The 16089-nt window shown below is 62.4% G+C and carries 12 protein-coding genes and 1 tRNA gene; 11 read left to right on the forward strand and 2 right to left on the reverse strand.

Features of this window, described 5'->3' with window-relative positions; genetic code table 11:
- The first annotated feature begins 6 nt into the window (after positions 1–6).
- The 5 genes from EXY20_RS30930 to EXY20_RS30950 are packed head-to-tail and all read left to right on the forward strand — an operon-like array spanning position 7 to position 6170.
- Positions 7–1500, forward strand: coding sequence for a neutral/alkaline non-lysosomal ceramidase N-terminal domain-containing protein (locus tag EXY20_RS30930; protein ID WP_135556287.1), 1494 nt, complete (start codon positions 7–9; stop codon positions 1498–1500).
- Between the two features lie 19 nt (positions 1501–1519).
- On the forward strand, positions 1520–2410 hold the full coding sequence (locus tag EXY20_RS30935; RefSeq protein WP_135556288.1) for an alpha/beta hydrolase: 891 nt from the start codon (positions 1520–1522) through the stop codon (positions 2408–2410).
- A 38-nt stretch (positions 2411–2448) separates the two neighbouring features.
- Positions 2449–3324 (forward strand): DUF6282 family protein, encoded by an 876-nt coding sequence (locus EXY20_RS30940; protein WP_135556289.1) that lies wholly within the window; start codon positions 2449–2451, stop codon positions 3322–3324.
- Between the two features lie 7 nt (positions 3325–3331).
- Positions 3332–4753: an FAD-binding oxidoreductase gene (locus EXY20_RS30945; RefSeq protein ID WP_135556290.1), complete on the forward strand. Its 1422-nt coding sequence runs from the start codon at positions 3332–3334 to the stop codon at positions 4751–4753.
- The gene (locus tag EXY20_RS30950) at positions 4740–6170 is read left to right on the forward strand and encodes a (Fe-S)-binding protein (protein ID WP_135556291.1); all 1431 of its coding nucleotides are present in this window, start codon (positions 4740–4742) and stop codon (positions 6168–6170) included. Before EXY20_RS30945 ends, EXY20_RS30950 begins: the two co-directional genes overlap by 14 nt.
- A gap of 230 nt (positions 6171–6400) precedes the next feature.
- On the opposite strand, the gene EXY20_RS30955 is transcribed toward EXY20_RS30950, so the two are convergent.
- On the reverse strand, positions 6401–7306 hold the full coding sequence (locus tag EXY20_RS30955; protein ID WP_235886281.1) for a MurR/RpiR family transcriptional regulator: 906 nt from the start codon (positions 7304–7306) through the stop codon (positions 6401–6403).
- A gap of 125 nt (positions 7307–7431) precedes the next feature.
- Here EXY20_RS30955 and EXY20_RS30960 point away from each other — a divergent pair, with 125 nt between their 5' ends.
- On the forward strand, positions 7432–9522 hold the full coding sequence (locus EXY20_RS30960; RefSeq protein WP_135556293.1) for a prenyltransferase/squalene oxidase repeat-containing protein: 2091 nt from the start codon (positions 7432–7434) through the stop codon (positions 9520–9522).
- On the forward strand, positions 9519–10292 hold the full coding sequence (locus EXY20_RS30965; RefSeq protein ID WP_135556294.1) for an SDR family NAD(P)-dependent oxidoreductase: 774 nt from the start codon (positions 9519–9521) through the stop codon (positions 10290–10292). The genes EXY20_RS30960 and EXY20_RS30965 overlap by 4 nt, the downstream gene beginning before the upstream one ends.
- 842 nt (positions 10293–11134) lie before the next feature.
- Here EXY20_RS30965 and EXY20_RS30970 read toward each other — a convergent pair.
- Positions 11135–11209, reverse strand: a tRNA-Arg gene (locus EXY20_RS30970).
- A 259-nt stretch (positions 11210–11468) separates the two neighbouring features.
- Here EXY20_RS30970 and EXY20_RS30975 point away from each other — a divergent pair.
- The 4 genes from EXY20_RS30975 (at position 11469) to tpiA (ending at position 16089) form a co-directional block, all read left to right on the forward strand.
- Complete coding sequence (locus EXY20_RS30975) at positions 11469–12500, forward strand: sugar-binding transcriptional regulator (RefSeq protein ID WP_135556295.1); 1032 nt, start codon at positions 11469–11471, stop codon at positions 12498–12500.
- A 107-nt stretch (positions 12501–12607) separates the two neighbouring features.
- Positions 12608–13612, forward strand: a complete 1005-nt coding sequence (gene gap, locus EXY20_RS30980; protein WP_135556296.1) for a type I glyceraldehyde-3-phosphate dehydrogenase — start codon at positions 12608–12610, stop codon at positions 13610–13612.
- Positions 13613–13718: 106 nt separating this feature from the next.
- Complete coding sequence (locus EXY20_RS30985; RefSeq protein ID WP_135556297.1) at positions 13719–14903, forward strand: phosphoglycerate kinase; 1185 nt, start codon at positions 13719–13721, stop codon at positions 14901–14903.
- 442 nt (positions 14904–15345) lie between these two features.
- Positions 15346–16089 carry a triose-phosphate isomerase gene (tpiA, locus tag EXY20_RS30990; RefSeq protein WP_135556298.1) on the forward strand — a complete coding sequence of 248 codons (744 nt, stop codon included), beginning with the start codon at positions 15346–15348 and terminating at the stop codon, positions 16087–16089.

Genomic DNA, 16089 nt, shown 5'->3' on the forward strand with positions numbered 1-16089 from the left:
CGACGCATGAACCGGCAGACGGCTTATGAAGAAGCGCAACGGAAGGAAGGAGAGAAGCCGATGAGCCTGCAAGCGGGAGTCGCCCGGGCGGTCATCACGCCGCCGCTCACATTGCCCCACGCCGGCTGGGGGGCGCAAACCCATATTGTGCCGCGCGGCGTGGAGGCCGATCTGTGGTCCACCGTGCTCGTCCTGACGAATGACGGCAGCGTCTGCGTCATCGTCGATCTGGACGTCTGCTCGCTGTCGCCCGCACAGTCCGACGAACTGCGCCGGCGAATCGCCGCCGCCCTGGCGATCGGACGCGAGGAGGTGCGCGTGTCCGTCACGCATACGCATGCCGGTCCGTATCTGTGGACCGATTACTACGAAGACAAGAAGCATGTCCGGCTTTCTTATTTGGAGCATTTGATGGAGACGACCGTCGGCGCGGCGCTGCAGGCGAGGCGGGAGGCGGTTCCGGCCACCGTCGGGGCCGGTTACGGCGAAAGCGACCTGGCGGTCAACCGGCGCCAGCGTTTGGCCGACGGCCGCATCGTGTGCGGGGTGCAGGAGGACGGCTATACCGATCCTACCGTCGCCGTCGTGCGCTTCGACGATACGGAAGGCAATCCGCTGGCCAGCATCGTGCATTACGCCATGCATCCGACGATACTCGGCCCGCCGAACCAACTGGTCAGTCCGGACTATCCCGGCGCGCTGAAGCGGACGGTCGAGGCGAATGTCGGCGGCATGTGCCTGTTTCTCCAGGGAGCGGCCGGCGACGTCGGCCCGGGGGCGGTCGGCTATACCGACGATCCGCTGCGGATGCGGCGGGTCGGACACATGCTCGGCTGCGCCGCCGCGCTGGCGCTTCATCGCGTGTCGACCTGGCGCACGGTGAAGCGCTTCGACCGGATCGTCGAATCGGGCTGCAGCCTCGGCTACTGGTCCGAAACGAAGACGGCGCCAAACGACGGAACGCTCCGTTCGCTCAGCGCGACGATCCGGCTCGACGTCAAGCCGGCGCCGGAGCCGGCCGGGGCGAGGCAAGCGGCCGAAGCCGCAAAGGAGCGGCTGCGCGAGCTGCAGGCGGCAGGCGGAGAGCCGGAAGCGCTGAAGGAGGCGACGTACCGGCTGAAGCGGCTGATGATGGCCGCCGATTACGCCGAGCTCTATTACGGCGTCGACAGCAAGGAGATCGAGGCGCACCTGATTGCCGTCGGCGACATCGCCCTGGTCGGCCTTCCGCTCGAACCGTTCTCGCGCATCGGCGCGGCCGTACGCGAGCGTTCCCCGTTCGGCTGCACGTTGTTCAGCGGCTATACGAACGGCTGGGAAGGGTACTTGCCGACGACCGACGCCTATCCTGACGGAGGTTATGAGGTCGACACGACGCCGTTCGCTCCGGGAACGGAGGAGCGGCTGATCGAACAGGTCGTCGGCCTGCTGGGGCAATTGAAACGGGCTGTTGCAGCCCCGGACCTTCCGCCGCAGGGCGGCTTTGAAAGCACATGCTGACGATAAAGGTGGCAGAGCAATGAACGAACAACCGATCAGCTTTTACAGCGAAGGGCTCAAACTGAAGGGCACGCTTTATTATCCCGAAGATTACGAGGAAGGCAAACGGTATCCGGCGGTGATCCCCAATTCGGGCTATAACGGGTTCAACGGGTTTTATCCGAAGCTGTTTGCCCGCAATTTTACCCGATACGGCTACATCTGCCTCGGCTTCGACTATCGCGGCTTCGCCGAAAGCGAAGGGGAGCGGGGGCGGGTCATCCTCGACGAGCAGGTGGCCGACATTCGCAACGCCGTCACCTTCATGGCCCACCACCCGGCGGTCGATCCGCGCAAAATCGGCATCCTCGGCTGGGGCATGGGCGCCTCCAACGTCATTCGCGCGGCCGCGATCGATCAGCGGATTGCCGCCGTCGCCGGCTTGAACGGCTTTTATCGGGGCGACCGCTGGCTGAAGAGCATTCATACGTATACCAACTGGCATCATATTCTCAAAGAAGTCGAGGAGGATCGCATCCGTCGCGTGACGACGGGGCATTCGCTTAGGGTCGATCCGTTTCTGTACTACCCGCTCGACCCTTCGACGGACGGCCACGTCAATGTGGAGTTGGCGCATATTGAAGGGTTCGGCGAACAGGCGAGCATGCAGTTCACCGAATCGATTATCGAGCTGAACGCCGAGAAGTCGGCGGCCGACATTTCGCCGAGGCCGCTGTTCGTCGCCCATGGCAAACGCAACCTGCTGCACCCGGTCGAAGAGTCGCAGGCGCTGTTCGAGGCGGCACGGCAGCCCAAATACTATTACGAAATCGACGGCGAGCACAACGATTTTATGTACCACGATCATCCCCAGTTCCAGGCGCTGATTCGCGAATTGGTGCATTTTTTCGCCGCCGGGCTGGCGGTTTGACCGATTGGCCCGGGACACGGGAAGGAGGCGACGCGGCCATGCCGTTTCATCCGCTGCTCGAAGGGGCGATCGACCTGCATATGCACAGCGGCCCAAGCATTTTCCCGCGCCGGCAGACGGACTGGGAGCTGGTGGAGGACGCGAAGCGCGCCGGCATGGGCGGTCTGGTCATCAAATCGCATGAAGCGCCCACGGCCGACCGCACGACGCTGATTCGGTTGAAGGAGCCGCAGATGCATGTTTACGGCGGCATCGTGTGTAACACGTTCGTCGGCGGCTTCTGCCCGCAGGCGGTCGACGTCGCCATCCGCTCCGGCGGCAAAATCGTCTGGATGCCAACCATTTCGGCGCGCGAGCATCAGGCCCATTTCGCCCGGCGCAACACGCGGTTTTTTCAAGCGGGCAAGCCGCTTGTCCATGCGGGGGAGGGGCTGACGATTTTCGATCGCGACGGGGCGATCCTGCCGGAAGTGCGAGAAATCGTGGCGCTCGTGGCGGAAGCGGACGTCGTGCTGGCGACCGGCCATCTGGCTCCGGACGAGGTGCTGGCGCTGGCGAGCGAAGCGCGGAACCAGGGCGTGCGCAAGCTGCTGATCCAGCATACCGATCTCGGCATCGCGCGCATCCGTTTCGAGCTGGAACGCGAGCTTGCGGGCAAAGGGGCGGTGCTGGAGAAATGCTACCTGGCGTGCAGCCGCGATTTTGCCGACATTACGGTGGAAGAGATGGCCGATTCGATCCGGCGGCTCGGCGCACGGTCGTGCGTGCTGGTAACCGACTACGGACAGCTGCACAACATGCCGGCGGCGGAGGCGTTCTCCGAGTTCGTCGGCAGGTTGTCCGCCTGCGGCGTCAACGATGACGACATCCGCACGATGATCGTCGATATGCCGCGCGAACTGCTGGGGGTGTAACGAAACGATGATTGCGGAAGCCGCATTTGCGGAACTGGTTCGGCTGCTGCCGCCCGGCCGGCTGCTGAACGACCTGGCCGATCGCGATGCATACAGCTTCGACGCGTCGTTCGGCGACTACTTGCCCGAAGCCGTCGCGCAGCCGACGGACAAGGAGCAGATCGCCGCCATCGTGCAATGGGCGAACCGGCACCTTGTGCCGCTTTATCCGCGGGGGGCGGCTACTTCGCTCAGCGGCGGGCCGCTGCCGGTGCAAGGCGGTGTCGTGATCGACATGTCGGCCTATCCGAAGCGCCTGGCGATCGATGCCGAAAATATGCTGGCGACCGTATCGCCGAGCGTCATTACGGCTGAGGTGCACCGGGCGGCGGAAGCGGCGGGGCTGTTCTATCCGCCCGACCCGAGCAGCTCGGCCGTGTCGACCATCGGCGGCAATTTGCTGGAAAATTCCAGCGGGCCGAAAGGGCTGAAGTACGGCACGACCAAAGAGTACGTCATCGGCCTGGAGCTGGTGACGCCGACGGGAGCGATCGTCCGCACCGGCGGGCGTACGGTCAAGAACGTGACCGGCTACGACCTGACGCGGCTGATCGTCGGCTCGGAAGGCACGCTCGGCATCGTCACGGAGGCGATCGTGCGGCTCATTCCGAAGCCGAAGGCAAGCGGCACGCTGCTGGCGACGTTTCCGCGCTTTGCCGATTCCGGCGTTGCGCTGACCCGCGTTCTGGCGGCCGGCATTTTGCCTGCGGCCATGGAGGTCATGGACGAATTCTGCATCCGGGCGGTCGAAAAATACGAGCCGAGCGGCTTGCCGACGGATGTCGAGGCGATTCTCATTATCGAGATCGACGGCCATCCCGCCGCCATCGAGGAAGAGATCGCATTGTGCCGGGAGCTGTGCCTGGCCAATGGCGCCGCCTCCGTGCGCGTGGCCGCCGACAGCAGCGAGCAGGCGGACATTTGGCGGGCGCGCAAGCTGGTGTCGCCGGCGATCGCCCGGCTCGGTTCGGCCAAGATTTCCGAGGACGCCACCGTGCCGCGCAGCCAAATTCCGGCGATGATGCAGCGGCTCAAGGAAATCCGCGAGAAATACCGGCTCAATCTCGTCGTGTTCGGCCACGCGGGCGACGGCAATTTGCACCCGAACATTCTCGCCGACAAGCGGGACAAGGACGAGATGAAGCGGGCGGAGGCTGCGGTGGCGGACATTTTCGCGGCGGCGGTGGCGCTGGGCGGCACGTTGTCCGGCGAGCACGGCATCGGGCTGATGAAGGCGCCGTTCATGGAGATGGAGCTTGGCCCGGAAGGGCTGGCGCTGATGAAGGCGATCAAGACGGCGTGGGACCCGAACGGGATTATGAACCCGGGCAAAATATTTCCGGCCCCCGGCATGACGAAGGCGGTGTTGACGTACGATGGGCAAGGATGAGCGAGGGGGCGAACCGGCGGGCAAACAAGGACGGGAGCCCGCGCCGGTGCAAGAACCGGCCCGGTCGCTGTTCGACAAGGCGTTTCGCGAGGCCGATTCGTGCATTCAGTGCGGCTACTGCTTGCCGGCTTGTCCGACGTACGCGTCGATGGGCAAGGAGTCCGCTTCGCCGCGCGGCCGCATCCACCTGGTGAAGCTTGCCGCCGAAGGCCGCATCGACCCGCTGCGCGATCTGGCCGAGCCGATCGACCTTTGCCTCGGCTGCCGCGCCTGCGAAACGGCTTGTCCGGTCGGCGTGCCGTACGGGCACATACTCGAGGCGGCCAAGGAAGAGATTGCGCACGCGCAGGAGAAGTCCGCCGCACAGAAGGCTTTCGCCGGAGGCGCGGCGGTTCGGGTTCGCCGCGGCGGGAGCGCGGCGCTCACGCGGTTTGCGCTGCGTTGCCTGTTCCCGCATCCGCGGCGGATGCGCTTGCTTGGCGGGGCGCTGCGCCTGCTGCAGCGCAGCGGCATGCTGCCGGCGCTGCGGGCCGGCGGGCTGATCCGCGCCGTTTCGCCGAAGCTGGCGCTGTTCGAGCGCGCGTTGCCGCGGCTGCCGGCCCGGCGGCGCGACCGGCTGCCATACGGCGGCGTTGCGCCGGCCTTGGGAGCAACGCCGCGTGCGCGCGTCGCGCTGTTCACCGGCTGCATCATGGATGCCGTGCTGTACCGCATTCACGAACTGACGGCCCTGCTGCTGACGCGGCTCGGCCTCGAGGTCGTCGTGGTCGCCGAACAGACGTGCTGCGGCGCGCTGCACGCGCATCAGGGGCTGGCCGGAGACGCCCGCGCGCTGGCCCGGCGCAACATCGCGGCCTTCGAGCGGGCGCAGGCCGATTGGGTCGTCCACAACGCCGGCGGCTGCGGCGCGGCGCTGGCGGAGTACGGGCATTGGCTGAAGGACGATGCCGAATGGGAGGGGAGGGCGGAACGGTTCGCCGCGAAGTCGCGGGACATCAGCCAGTTGCTCGTATGGTACGGCCCGCTGCCGTATGCGGCCCGTTCGGCCGGTGCGGAACGCGCGATCGGCGTCGTGACCTACCAGGATTCCTGCCACTTGCGCAACGTGCAGAAGGTGACGGACGAGCCGCGGCGTTTGCTGCGCGCCATACCGGGTGCGGTATATGCCGAGATGACGGGCAGCGATCGCTGCTGCGGATCGGGCGGCATTTACAACTTGCTTCATTATGAAGAGTCGATGGCGATTCTGGACGAAAAGATGGGGCATGTGGCGCGGACGGGGGCGGTGACGGTCGTCAGCGGGAACCCCGGCTGCATGCTGCAGCTGCAGGCCGGGATCGAGCGCAGCGGCCTTGCCGGGCGCATGCGTTCGGTGCATCTGGTGGAGCTGCTGGCGGAGGCGTGCGGCATCGGGTAGGCCGGCCGGGGACGAATAGGCCATAAAAAGGGGCTTATTTGTCTCCTTTCGCCCGGTTCGCCCGAAATAGCCAGTGAAAACACTGGTTATTTGCGCCAAATGGCTGCGATCGGGTTGAATTGACGCGAATAGCCAGTGAAATCAATGGCTATTTCACGGCGACTGCCGACTTTGGGCGGAATAGGCAACAAAAGATGGCTTATTTTGCAACTCGTCGTGCGTCGCCGTTGTCAGTTCTGCTCCAGGTAGTTGATCTTGTTCTTCTTGAGCACGGCTCCCAGCTCTTTGAGCGAATTGATCGAAGTTTCCGACGTGCGGCGGCCGAGCTCGATGACAAGCGCCTCCAGCACGGAGACGGCGGGCACGATCGAATATTGCTGCTTGCTTGGTTCCGTCTTCAGGACGACGGAGGCGTAGCGCGCGATCGGACACGAAAGATGGTCGGTGAGCAGCACGATCTTGTTGCCGCGCTCGTGGCAAAACTGCGCCGCTTCGATCGTTTTGTTCACGTACGGGTAGAAGGTGATGACGAACAAAATTTCGTCCGCCTTGAACCGCAGAATGCGGTCGAACAGCATTTCGCTGTCGAAGCTGAGCTGGTTCGTTTTCGGATAAAATTCCTCCAGCACGTAATGGAAATAGTCGGCGATGGAACGCGACGCCCGCAAGCCGAGGATATTGACGACGCTCGCTTCGAGCAGCAGGTCGACCGCCTTGTTGAAATTGTCCTGCAAGGTCGTGCTGAACGATTTGCCCAGGACGTCGGTAATTTCCTGCCATACTTGCGGCAGCGTTTCGTTCATGTCGACGCCGCGGCGGTTGAACGACTTCTCCATCGTCCACCACGTATAGGGGGCGGACTGCAGGGTAACGTCGTGAATCGCCTTGCGCATGCTGACGTAGCTGCTGAACCCGAGCATCTGCACAAGCCGCATGACCGTCGTCGTGCCTACTCCCGCCGCGTCGGCCAGTTCCTTGACCGTCAGGAAGCCGATCGACTGGTATTGTTCGACGATATAGTTGCACAGCATCTTCTGCTTCTTCGGAAATGAATCCTTCCGCGCGATGATCGTGCTCATAATGTTGTCGTCTGGCTTGACCGGCGGCGCTTCCTTCTTCATGATCGAATTCCTCATTTTCACGTAATGGATTGTCTTCCTCATTATAGCATTATTCGAGCGGCGGCTACTATTGCTTTGCTCGCGCCAGGGCGCTCTGGATGTGCGTCGGCGCGGGAATGACGGGAAGGGGGGGATGCGAGATGAAACCGGACTGGTTCGCAGGCTGCTGGTCGCTTCGCTGGTTTGCCGGCAGCGCGTGGCGCGAATGCGAGGCGGCGGCGGGCGATGCGCCGGCCGCAATCGCCTCTGCCTCCGCGGCAACTGCGGGGCTGCGTTATGCCCCGGACGGAGGCGCCGAAGTTGCCGCCGTCTGCGTCAAGCTGCCGCCGGGCGAACACGATTGCGACGGCCTGTACGCCGTCGACGTTTCCGTTGTCTCCGGCGGCGACGGCACGATCGCCGGCGCGCTGCTGCGCATGCCGCTCGCGCCCGGCCTGCAATGCGTGTGGAAGCCGCATCTGTGCCCGGAGCCGGACATGGCGATCGCCGACCGGGTGTTTCGTTCGCCGGCCATCGTGCTGGAGGACGAACGGCGGCTGGTGGCGCTGATTCCCGATCTGGACGCGCTGCAGCCTTCCGGTCCGCTCCCGCATGCGATGGACTACGCGCTGCCCGGGCACGAGCTTGTGTACGGATTGTGCGCCTGCGAGGAGCGCGGGCATGTGTACTACGGGCTGCGCCCCGAACCGGTCGCGGCGGAACGCGCGTCGTTCCGCTTCTATCTGGCCGAGTGGAACAAGCCGGCCGGCGCGGCCAGGCGCGACTTGCGGCCGGTGGAGCGGTTTCTGTGGCGGCAATTTGCCCGCCGCGAGATGGCGGAACGGCGCACGCCGCCCGTTCCTGCGGCGCTGGAGCCGTATATGGAGCATACGTACGGCTGGGCGTTCGAGCGCTGGCGCGACGTGGCCTGGCAATCGTTCCGGCTTGGCGGGGAAGAGGCGGGCGGCGTCGTGTTCATCGTCACGGCGCGGCAGAAACCGGGCGGCGGCGAGGAAGACCGCTGGCGCGAGCCGCGCAGCCTGTGGAACCAGGCGTGGTTTTCCAGCTTGCGCAGCGCCTACGGCTATCGGCTGTGGGGCGTGGCGAAAGGGCGGGCGGACTGGATCGCGCGCTCCGAGCTTGCGCTGACGTTTGCGCTCAGCGCGCCGCAGACGAACGGGCTGTTCCCCGGTTATTACGTCGCCGGCCGCGAAGGATGGAGCGACGGCCGCTGGGTCGAGTCGCCTCCCCGCCGTCCCGCCGGGCACGAAGCGTTTGTGCATTTGCTCGATTCGTCGTGGACGTGTTATTGGCTGCTCAAGTGGTATCGCGATCTGAAGCGCGATTCCCGCATTTTGCCCTATGTGCGCCGTTATGTCGATACGCTTCTGACGCTGCAGCGGGACGATGGCGGGTTCCCGGCCTGGGTGCGCCCCGATTCGCTGGAGGCGTCCCCGGCCTTGCCGGAAAGTCCGGAAACGGCCGCTCACGCGATGCTGCTCTGCCTGCTGCACGAACTGGAGCCGGACGACCGCTATTTGCCGGCTTGCACGGCGGCGGGCGCTTTTTTGCAGGAGCGCATCGTCGCGGAGGGACGCTGGGAAGACTTCGAAACGTACTGGTCGTGCGCCAAAGAGTGGCAGGGTCGGCAGTGCGGCGTACGCGATTCCCGCAGCGGGTTGTACCACCAGAACACGTTCGGCATGTATTGGTGCGCCGAGGCGTTTCTTGCGCTGTACGGGGCGACCGGCGATCCGGGTTATCTGGATGCGGGGGAGCGGGTGCTGGCGGAGCTTTCGCTGTACCAGCAAATTTGGGAGCCCGACTTCATGGCGGTGCCGACATTGGGCGGCTTCGGCGTGATGAACGCGGACGACGAATGGAACGACGCGCGGCAAAGCCTGTTCGCGCTGACCTACCGGCGCTACCACCTGGCGACCGGCGACGAATCGTACCGGCTGCGCGGCTTATGGGCGATGAAGGCTTCTTTCTACATGATGTACTGTCCGGAAAATCCGGTCGTCCGCGCGCTGTACGAGCGGGTGCATTCGCATTTTGACGAGCGGGATTACGGGTTTCATATGGAAAATTTCAACCATCACGACGGTACGGCCCGGCTCGGGCTCGGCGAGTTCACGATCTTCGATTGGGGCAACGGGGCCGCTTGCGCTTCACTTGGCGAATGGCTGCATGGCGGCGATGGGGCACCGCCGGATGGACGGAATCGGGAGCAAAGGGGCGACGCGAGATGAGGCTCGACAACAAGGTGGCGGTCATTACCGGCGCCGGTTCGGGAATCGGGCGCAGCAGCGCGCTGCTGTTCGCCCGCGAAGGCGCGCGTGTGGTCGTGGCCGACCGGCAGGCGGACAGCGGCATGGAAACGGTGGCGGCGATCCATGGCGAGGGGCGGGAAGCGCTGTTCGTGCAGACGGACGTTACGCGGGAAGCGGAAACGGAGCGTCTGGCGGCGGAGGCGATTGCGGCCTTCGGGCGCGTCGACGTGCTGTTCAACAACGCCGGCATCGCCGGCGTCGGCGCTATGCACGAAATCGACGAATCGTTGTGGGATCGGGTGACCGACGTCAATATCAAGGGCGTGTTCCTGCCTTGCAAGGCGTTCCTGCCGCATATGATGGAGCGGCGGGCGGGTTGCATCGTCAACATGTCGTCGGCTGCTGCCGAAATCGGCATTGCCAAGCGCGCTCTCTATGCCGCAACGAAAGGCGCGGTGCTGGCGCTGACCAAGTCGATGCAGGTCGACTACGCGCCGTACGGCATTCGGGTCAACGCGCTGCTGCCGGGCACGATCATGACGCCGTTCGTCGAAGGTTACCTGCGGACGTCGTACGCCGACCCGGAGGCGGCGCTGCAGGCGATTCGCCGTCGGCAGCTGAGCGGCGAGCTGGGCCGCCCGGAGGATGTGGCGCTGGCGGCGTTGTATTTGGCCTCCGACGAGTCGGCGTTCATGATGGGGTCGCCGCTTTATATCGACGGCGGCGTCACGTTTGGCAAAAACGCGTGAAGGTGAGCTTGAGGCGATATGTTGAAAGATAAGCCATCAAAAAAGAGGCAGTCGATTTCTTGTGAGCAACGTCAGTCCGCCCAAAATGAAGCTGCAATGGCCCTTGGACGAATGGCTTCGGCGCCAAACGGTTCGTACAGGACTTATTCGGTCGAAATCGGCCCGTTTGTAAATCTAACGGTTTTCACAGTCGCTATTTGACGGAAAACCGGCCAAATCCGGAGAAAAATCAGCTAATAAGCTCACCACGATCCGTTAGCGCCAAAAAATCGTCCGAAATGACCGAATAAGCTCACTATAAACCGTTAGAACGTCGAATCAGGAAGGAAGAAGCTTCTTGCTGCCTCCCGATGGCGAACGGGCGCCATGCAGGAAAATCATCGCAGCGGACTCGCAGCAAGCCGGCTCCTTGGGACAACAACTGTCCACCGTTAATCGAAAACAAAGGCGAACGCCGGCGTTTCTCCAGAGCAGCCCTTCCGCTGCGCTGCTTCGTGAACGAGCGTACTCGCGCGCTGCTGCAGGAAGCAAATCCTGGCGATCCGCCCTTGAGTGGCCGGATTTCTTGCTCGGCAAGCCAAATAGCCCATGAAAAATGACCTATTTGACCCAAATCGTCCGGTTCGTCGAAAATAGCCCTTGAAAACACTGGTTATTTGCCCTGGATCGCCTTCAAATAGGCGCTTCAAGCGAAATAGCCAGTGATTTCGCTGGTTATTTTGAAGCGACGGCCCGTTTTTGGCGAAATAGGCAAGAAAACATGCCTATTCGCGCACAAAAAAGAGGAATGCGAGAGTCGCATTCCTCTTGTCATTGGCTATCGACAAGTTCGAGAGAAAGTATGGCGCGCCCGCGAGGAATCGAACCTCGATCTCAGGCTCCGGAGGCCTACGTCATATCCGTTGGACCACGGGCGCAAAAAGCAAGCAAAAGTTATTATAGGCCATGTAGCGGCAAAAAGCAAGCATTTCCTGCGCCGAATGTTGCGCCGATCTTGGCGCTGAACCGGGACCGGATATTGCCGCCAAAACCAGCCGAAAAACCTGTGTACAAAATGTGGCGGAACGGTTGCATTTTGAAGGAGGATTGGGGTAAAATAATGGTGTAGTGGGACTTAAAATGTTTGACCGGGACATAATACGTCCCGATGCTGTGATAAGAAGCGGGTGGTACGGCATGAGATCGATCCTCGACATTCAGAAGAAGCTCTTGCCGGATTTGACGGAGACGCTCAAGACGAGATACACCATTCTGCACCATGTGCTGGTGTCGCGCGTCGTCGGCAGAAGAACGCTTGCTTCCTCGCTCGATATGACCGAACGCGTGCTGCGCGGCGAGGTCGAGTTTCTGAAGGAGCAGGGCTTGCTGGAGAGCGACAGCGCCGGGATGCGCATCACGGACGCCGGCAGCGAGCTGATCGAGCGCATGGCGCCGATCGTGCACGAGCTGTTCGGGTTATCCGAGCTGGAGGCGCGCATTCGCGAGCGATTCGGCGTTCCGCAGGTCATCGTCGTGCCCGGCGATTCCGACAGCTCCCCGTATACGAAGCGCGAGCTCGGACGGGCGGCGGCGGGCGTGCTGCGCGGCGTAGCGTCCAAGGACGACGTCATCGCCGTCACCGGCGGGTCGACGCTGGCGGCGGTAGCCGATCATTTGACGCCTTCGGCGCAGCTGAAGGGCAATTGGTTCGTGCCGGCGCGAGGCGGGCTCGGCGAGAGCGTCGAACTGCAGGCGAATACGATCGCTTCGACGATGGCGAAGAAGACCGGCGGTCATTATCGGCTGCTGCACGTGCCGGACCATCTTGGCGAAGAGGCGTTCCAGTCGCTGATTCAGGATCCGAACATCCGCGAGATCGTCGACGTCATCCGCAGCGCCAGAATCGTCCTTCATGGAATCGGAGAGGCTATGGTGATGGCTCGAAGGCGCAAATCCGATCCGGCGATGCTAGATAGCTTGCGCAAGGATGGTGCGCTGGCGGAAGCATTCGGGTATTACTTTGATAAGACCGGCGTAGTCGTGCACAAGATGTCGACGCTTGGGCTGCGGCTTGAGGACATCCAGCGCATCGAGACGGTGATCGCCGTAGCCGGCGGGCGCAGCAAAGGCGAAAGCATCGGCGCGGTGCTGCGGTTCGGCGAAGAAGACGTGCTTGTCACCGACGAGGCGGCAGCGGGCGAAATGCTGCGACAACACGAGTCGCCCTGACATTCGCACAGTCGCTCGGCAACCTTTTCACGGGATCCGGACAGCCCTACCCGGGCTTGTCTTGAACATATTAAGCTTTGACCAATTCGTTTAGGAGGAATTCAATCATGGTAAAAGTAGGGATCAACGGTTTTGGACGCATCGGCCGCAACGTATTTCGCGCAGCGCTGAACAATCCGGACGTGCAGATCGTCGCAATCAACGATTTGACGGACGTAGGCACGCTGGCGCATTTGCTCAAGTATGACACGACGCACGGCCGTCTGAACGCGAAAGTGGAAGTAGGCGAAGGCGCGCTGATCGTCAACGGCCGCAGCATCAAAGTGTTCGCGGAGCGCGACCCCGGCAACCTGCCTTGGGCATCCGTAGGCGCGGAAATCGTCGTCGAATCGACAGGCATTTTCACCGCAAAAGAGAAAGCCGAGCTGCACCTGAAAGGCGGCGCGAAGAAAGTTATCATTTCCGCACCGGCTACCAACGAAGATATCACGATCGTTATGGGCGTTAACGAAGACAAGTACGATCCGAAGGCGCACACGATCCTCTCCAACGCGTCGTGTACGACGAACTGCCTGGCTCCTTTCGCCAAAGTATTGAACGACCAGTTCGGCATCGTCAAAGGCATGATGACGACCGTTCACTCCTACACGAACGACCAGCAAGTGCTCGACCTGCCGCACAAAGACCTGCGCCGCGCGCGCGCAGCCGCGGAGAACATCATTCCTTCGACGACCGGCGCGGCCAAAGCGGTTTCGCTCGTGCTGCCTGAGCTGAAAGGCAAGCTGAACGGCAATTCGATGCGCGTGCCGACGAAGAACGTTTCCGTTGTCGATCTCGTTGTCGAACTGAAAACAAACGTGACCGTAGACGACATCAACAACTCGCTGAAAGCGGCAGCCGACGGCCCGCTGAAAGGCATCCTCAACTACTCCGACGAGCCGCTCGTTTCGAGCGACTACAACGGCGACCCGGCTTCCTCGACGATCGACGCGCTGTCGACGATGGTCGTGGGCGACAACATGGTGAAAGTCGTTTCCTGGTACGACAACGAGTGGGGTTATTCGAACCGCGTCGTCGACCTGGCGGCATTCGTCGCAAGCAAAGGCCTGTAATACCAAGCGAACAACGTCCTGCGGGAAGAGGAGAAGCAATTCTCCTCTTTCCCTGTGACTTGGCAAGGAATGCCGCAGGCGATAATCTTATGAGGGGGACCATCCGATGAACAAAAAAAGCATCCGCGACGTAGCCGACCTCGCCGGCAAACGCGTATTCGTCCGCGTTGATTTCAACGTGCCGCTGGAGAACGGCGCGATCACCGACGACACGCGCATCCGCGAAACCGTGCCGACGATTCAATACTTGATCGAGCGCGGCGCCCGCATCATTCTGGCTTCCCATCTCGGCCGTCCGAAGGGGACCGTTGTCGAAGACATGCGGCTGACGCCGGCTGCGGTACGGTTGTCCGAGCTGCTCGGCAAGCCGGTGGCCAAAGCCGACGAAGCCGTAGGCGAAGCGGTGCAGGCGCAAGTGGCGAAGCTGCAAAATGGCGACGTCCTGCTGCTCGAAAACGTGCGCTTCTACCCGGGCGAAGAGAAAAACGATCCCGAGTTGGCGCAACAGTTCGCCGCGCTGGCCGATCTGTTCGTCAATGACGCGTTTGGCGCGGCGCATCGCGCCCATGCTTCCACGGAAGGCATCGCCCACTACTTGCCGGCCGTGTCCGGCTTGCTGATGGAGAAGGAGCTGGACGTACTCGGCAAGGCGCTGAACAACCCGGAGCGTCCGTTTACGGCGATCGTCGGCGGCGCGAAAGTGAAGGACAAGATCGACGTCATCAACAACCTGCTGAACCTGGCCGACAACATCATCATCGGCGGCGGGCTGTCGTATACGTTCCTGAAGGCGCAAGGCTACCAAATCGGCAAATCGCTGGTCGACAACGAAAAGCTCGATCTTGCGCTTAGCTTCCTGGCGAAGGCCAAAGAGAAAGGCGTCAACTTCCTGCTTCCGGTCGATATCGTCGTCACCGACGAGTTCAGTCCGAAAGCGAATACGCAAGTTGTCGGCATCGACGGCATTCCGGCCGATTGGGAAGGCATCGACATCGGACCGAAGACGCGCGAGCTGTATGCGGAGACGATCAAGAACTCCAAGCTGGTCGTCTGGAACGGACCGATGGGCGTGTTCGAAATCGAGCCGTTCTCGCACGGCACCCGCGCTGTTGGCGAAGCTTGCGCGGCTACTGCCGCGTACACCGTTATCGGCGGCGGCGATTCCGCGGCGGCGGTCGAGAAATTCCATCTTGCCGACAAGATGGACCATATCTCGACTGGCGGAGGGGCGTCGCTCGAGTTCATGGAGGGCAAAGCGCTGCCGGGCGTTGTGGCTTTGAACGACAAATGAGTAAGTGGTGAGACAGGGCCGCTGCGCGGGAGTATTGTTCCTCCGATCACTCTTGTTGCCGGATTGCTCCGATTAGAATGGGGTTTGATGTAGCAATCCGTCAACAAAGGCGACCGCAAGCTTATGCTTCCGAAGTCGCTTCCTTGCAGGAAGCGTTCAGCTTCTCCGGAACAATACTCCCGCTCCGCTTTTTATAGCCGCATGCATTTGTTCGCACGGCCCGGGGCTGCTGCCGATATGTATTTTGCCGAAGGCGATGGAGGAGGGAGGGGCAGGGGTGTGCCGAAGAGTTTACGTGCCGCCTTTAAAATCGTGAATGAACCATGGGGTAATTCCAATTGAACATTCACGATTTTAAGAGCGGCCGCAGGCATACCCCTGCCCCTCCCGACGACCTGCCCTTCGAGTTGTATGAAACGCCATAGCAAAGGAGCTACCGCCCATGAGAAAACCGATTATCGCAGGCAACTGGAAAATGTTCAAAACCGCCGGCGAAGCCCAAGCGTTCGTCGCCGAAGTGAAAACCGTCGCCGGCGTCGAAAGCGTCGTCTGCGCGCCGTTCACCGCCCTGCCGGCACTGGTGGAAGCCGTCACGGGAACCGAAATCAAAGTCGGCGCCCAGAACCTGCACTGGGAAGACAGCGGAGCCTTCACCGGCGAAATCAGCGGCGTCATGCTGAAAGACCTCGGCGTCGACTACGTCATCATCGGCCACTCCGAGCGCCGCGCCTACTTTGCCGAGACGGATGAAACCGTCAACAAGAAGGCGCACGCCGCCTTCAAACACGGCCTGACGCCGATCATCTGCGTCGGCGAAAAACTGGAAGAGCGCGAAGCCGGCCGCACCAAAGACGTCTGCAAAGTGCAGACCGAAGCCGCGCTGGCCGGGCTCAGCCAGGAGCAAGTGGCGGCCGCCGTCATCGCCTACGAACCGATCTGGGCGATCGGCACCGGCAAAAGCTCCACCTCCGCCGACGCCAATGAAGTCATCAGCTACATCCGCGAGCTGGTTGGCGGCCAATTCGGCGCCGAAGCGGCAGCCGCGATCCGCATCCAGTACGGCGGCAGCGTAAAGCCGAACAACATCGCCGAATACATGGGCATGTCCGACATCGACGGCGCGCTCGTAGGCGGCGCGAGCCTGGAGGCGGCATCGTACAACCAGTTGGTCGAGGGGGCCAAGTAA

It is taken from the genome of Paenibacillus cymbidii, from assembly GCF_004764705.1.
GTDB classification, from domain to species: Bacteria; Bacillota; Bacilli; order Paenibacillales; family NBRC-103111; genus Paenibacillus_AN; species Paenibacillus_AN cymbidii.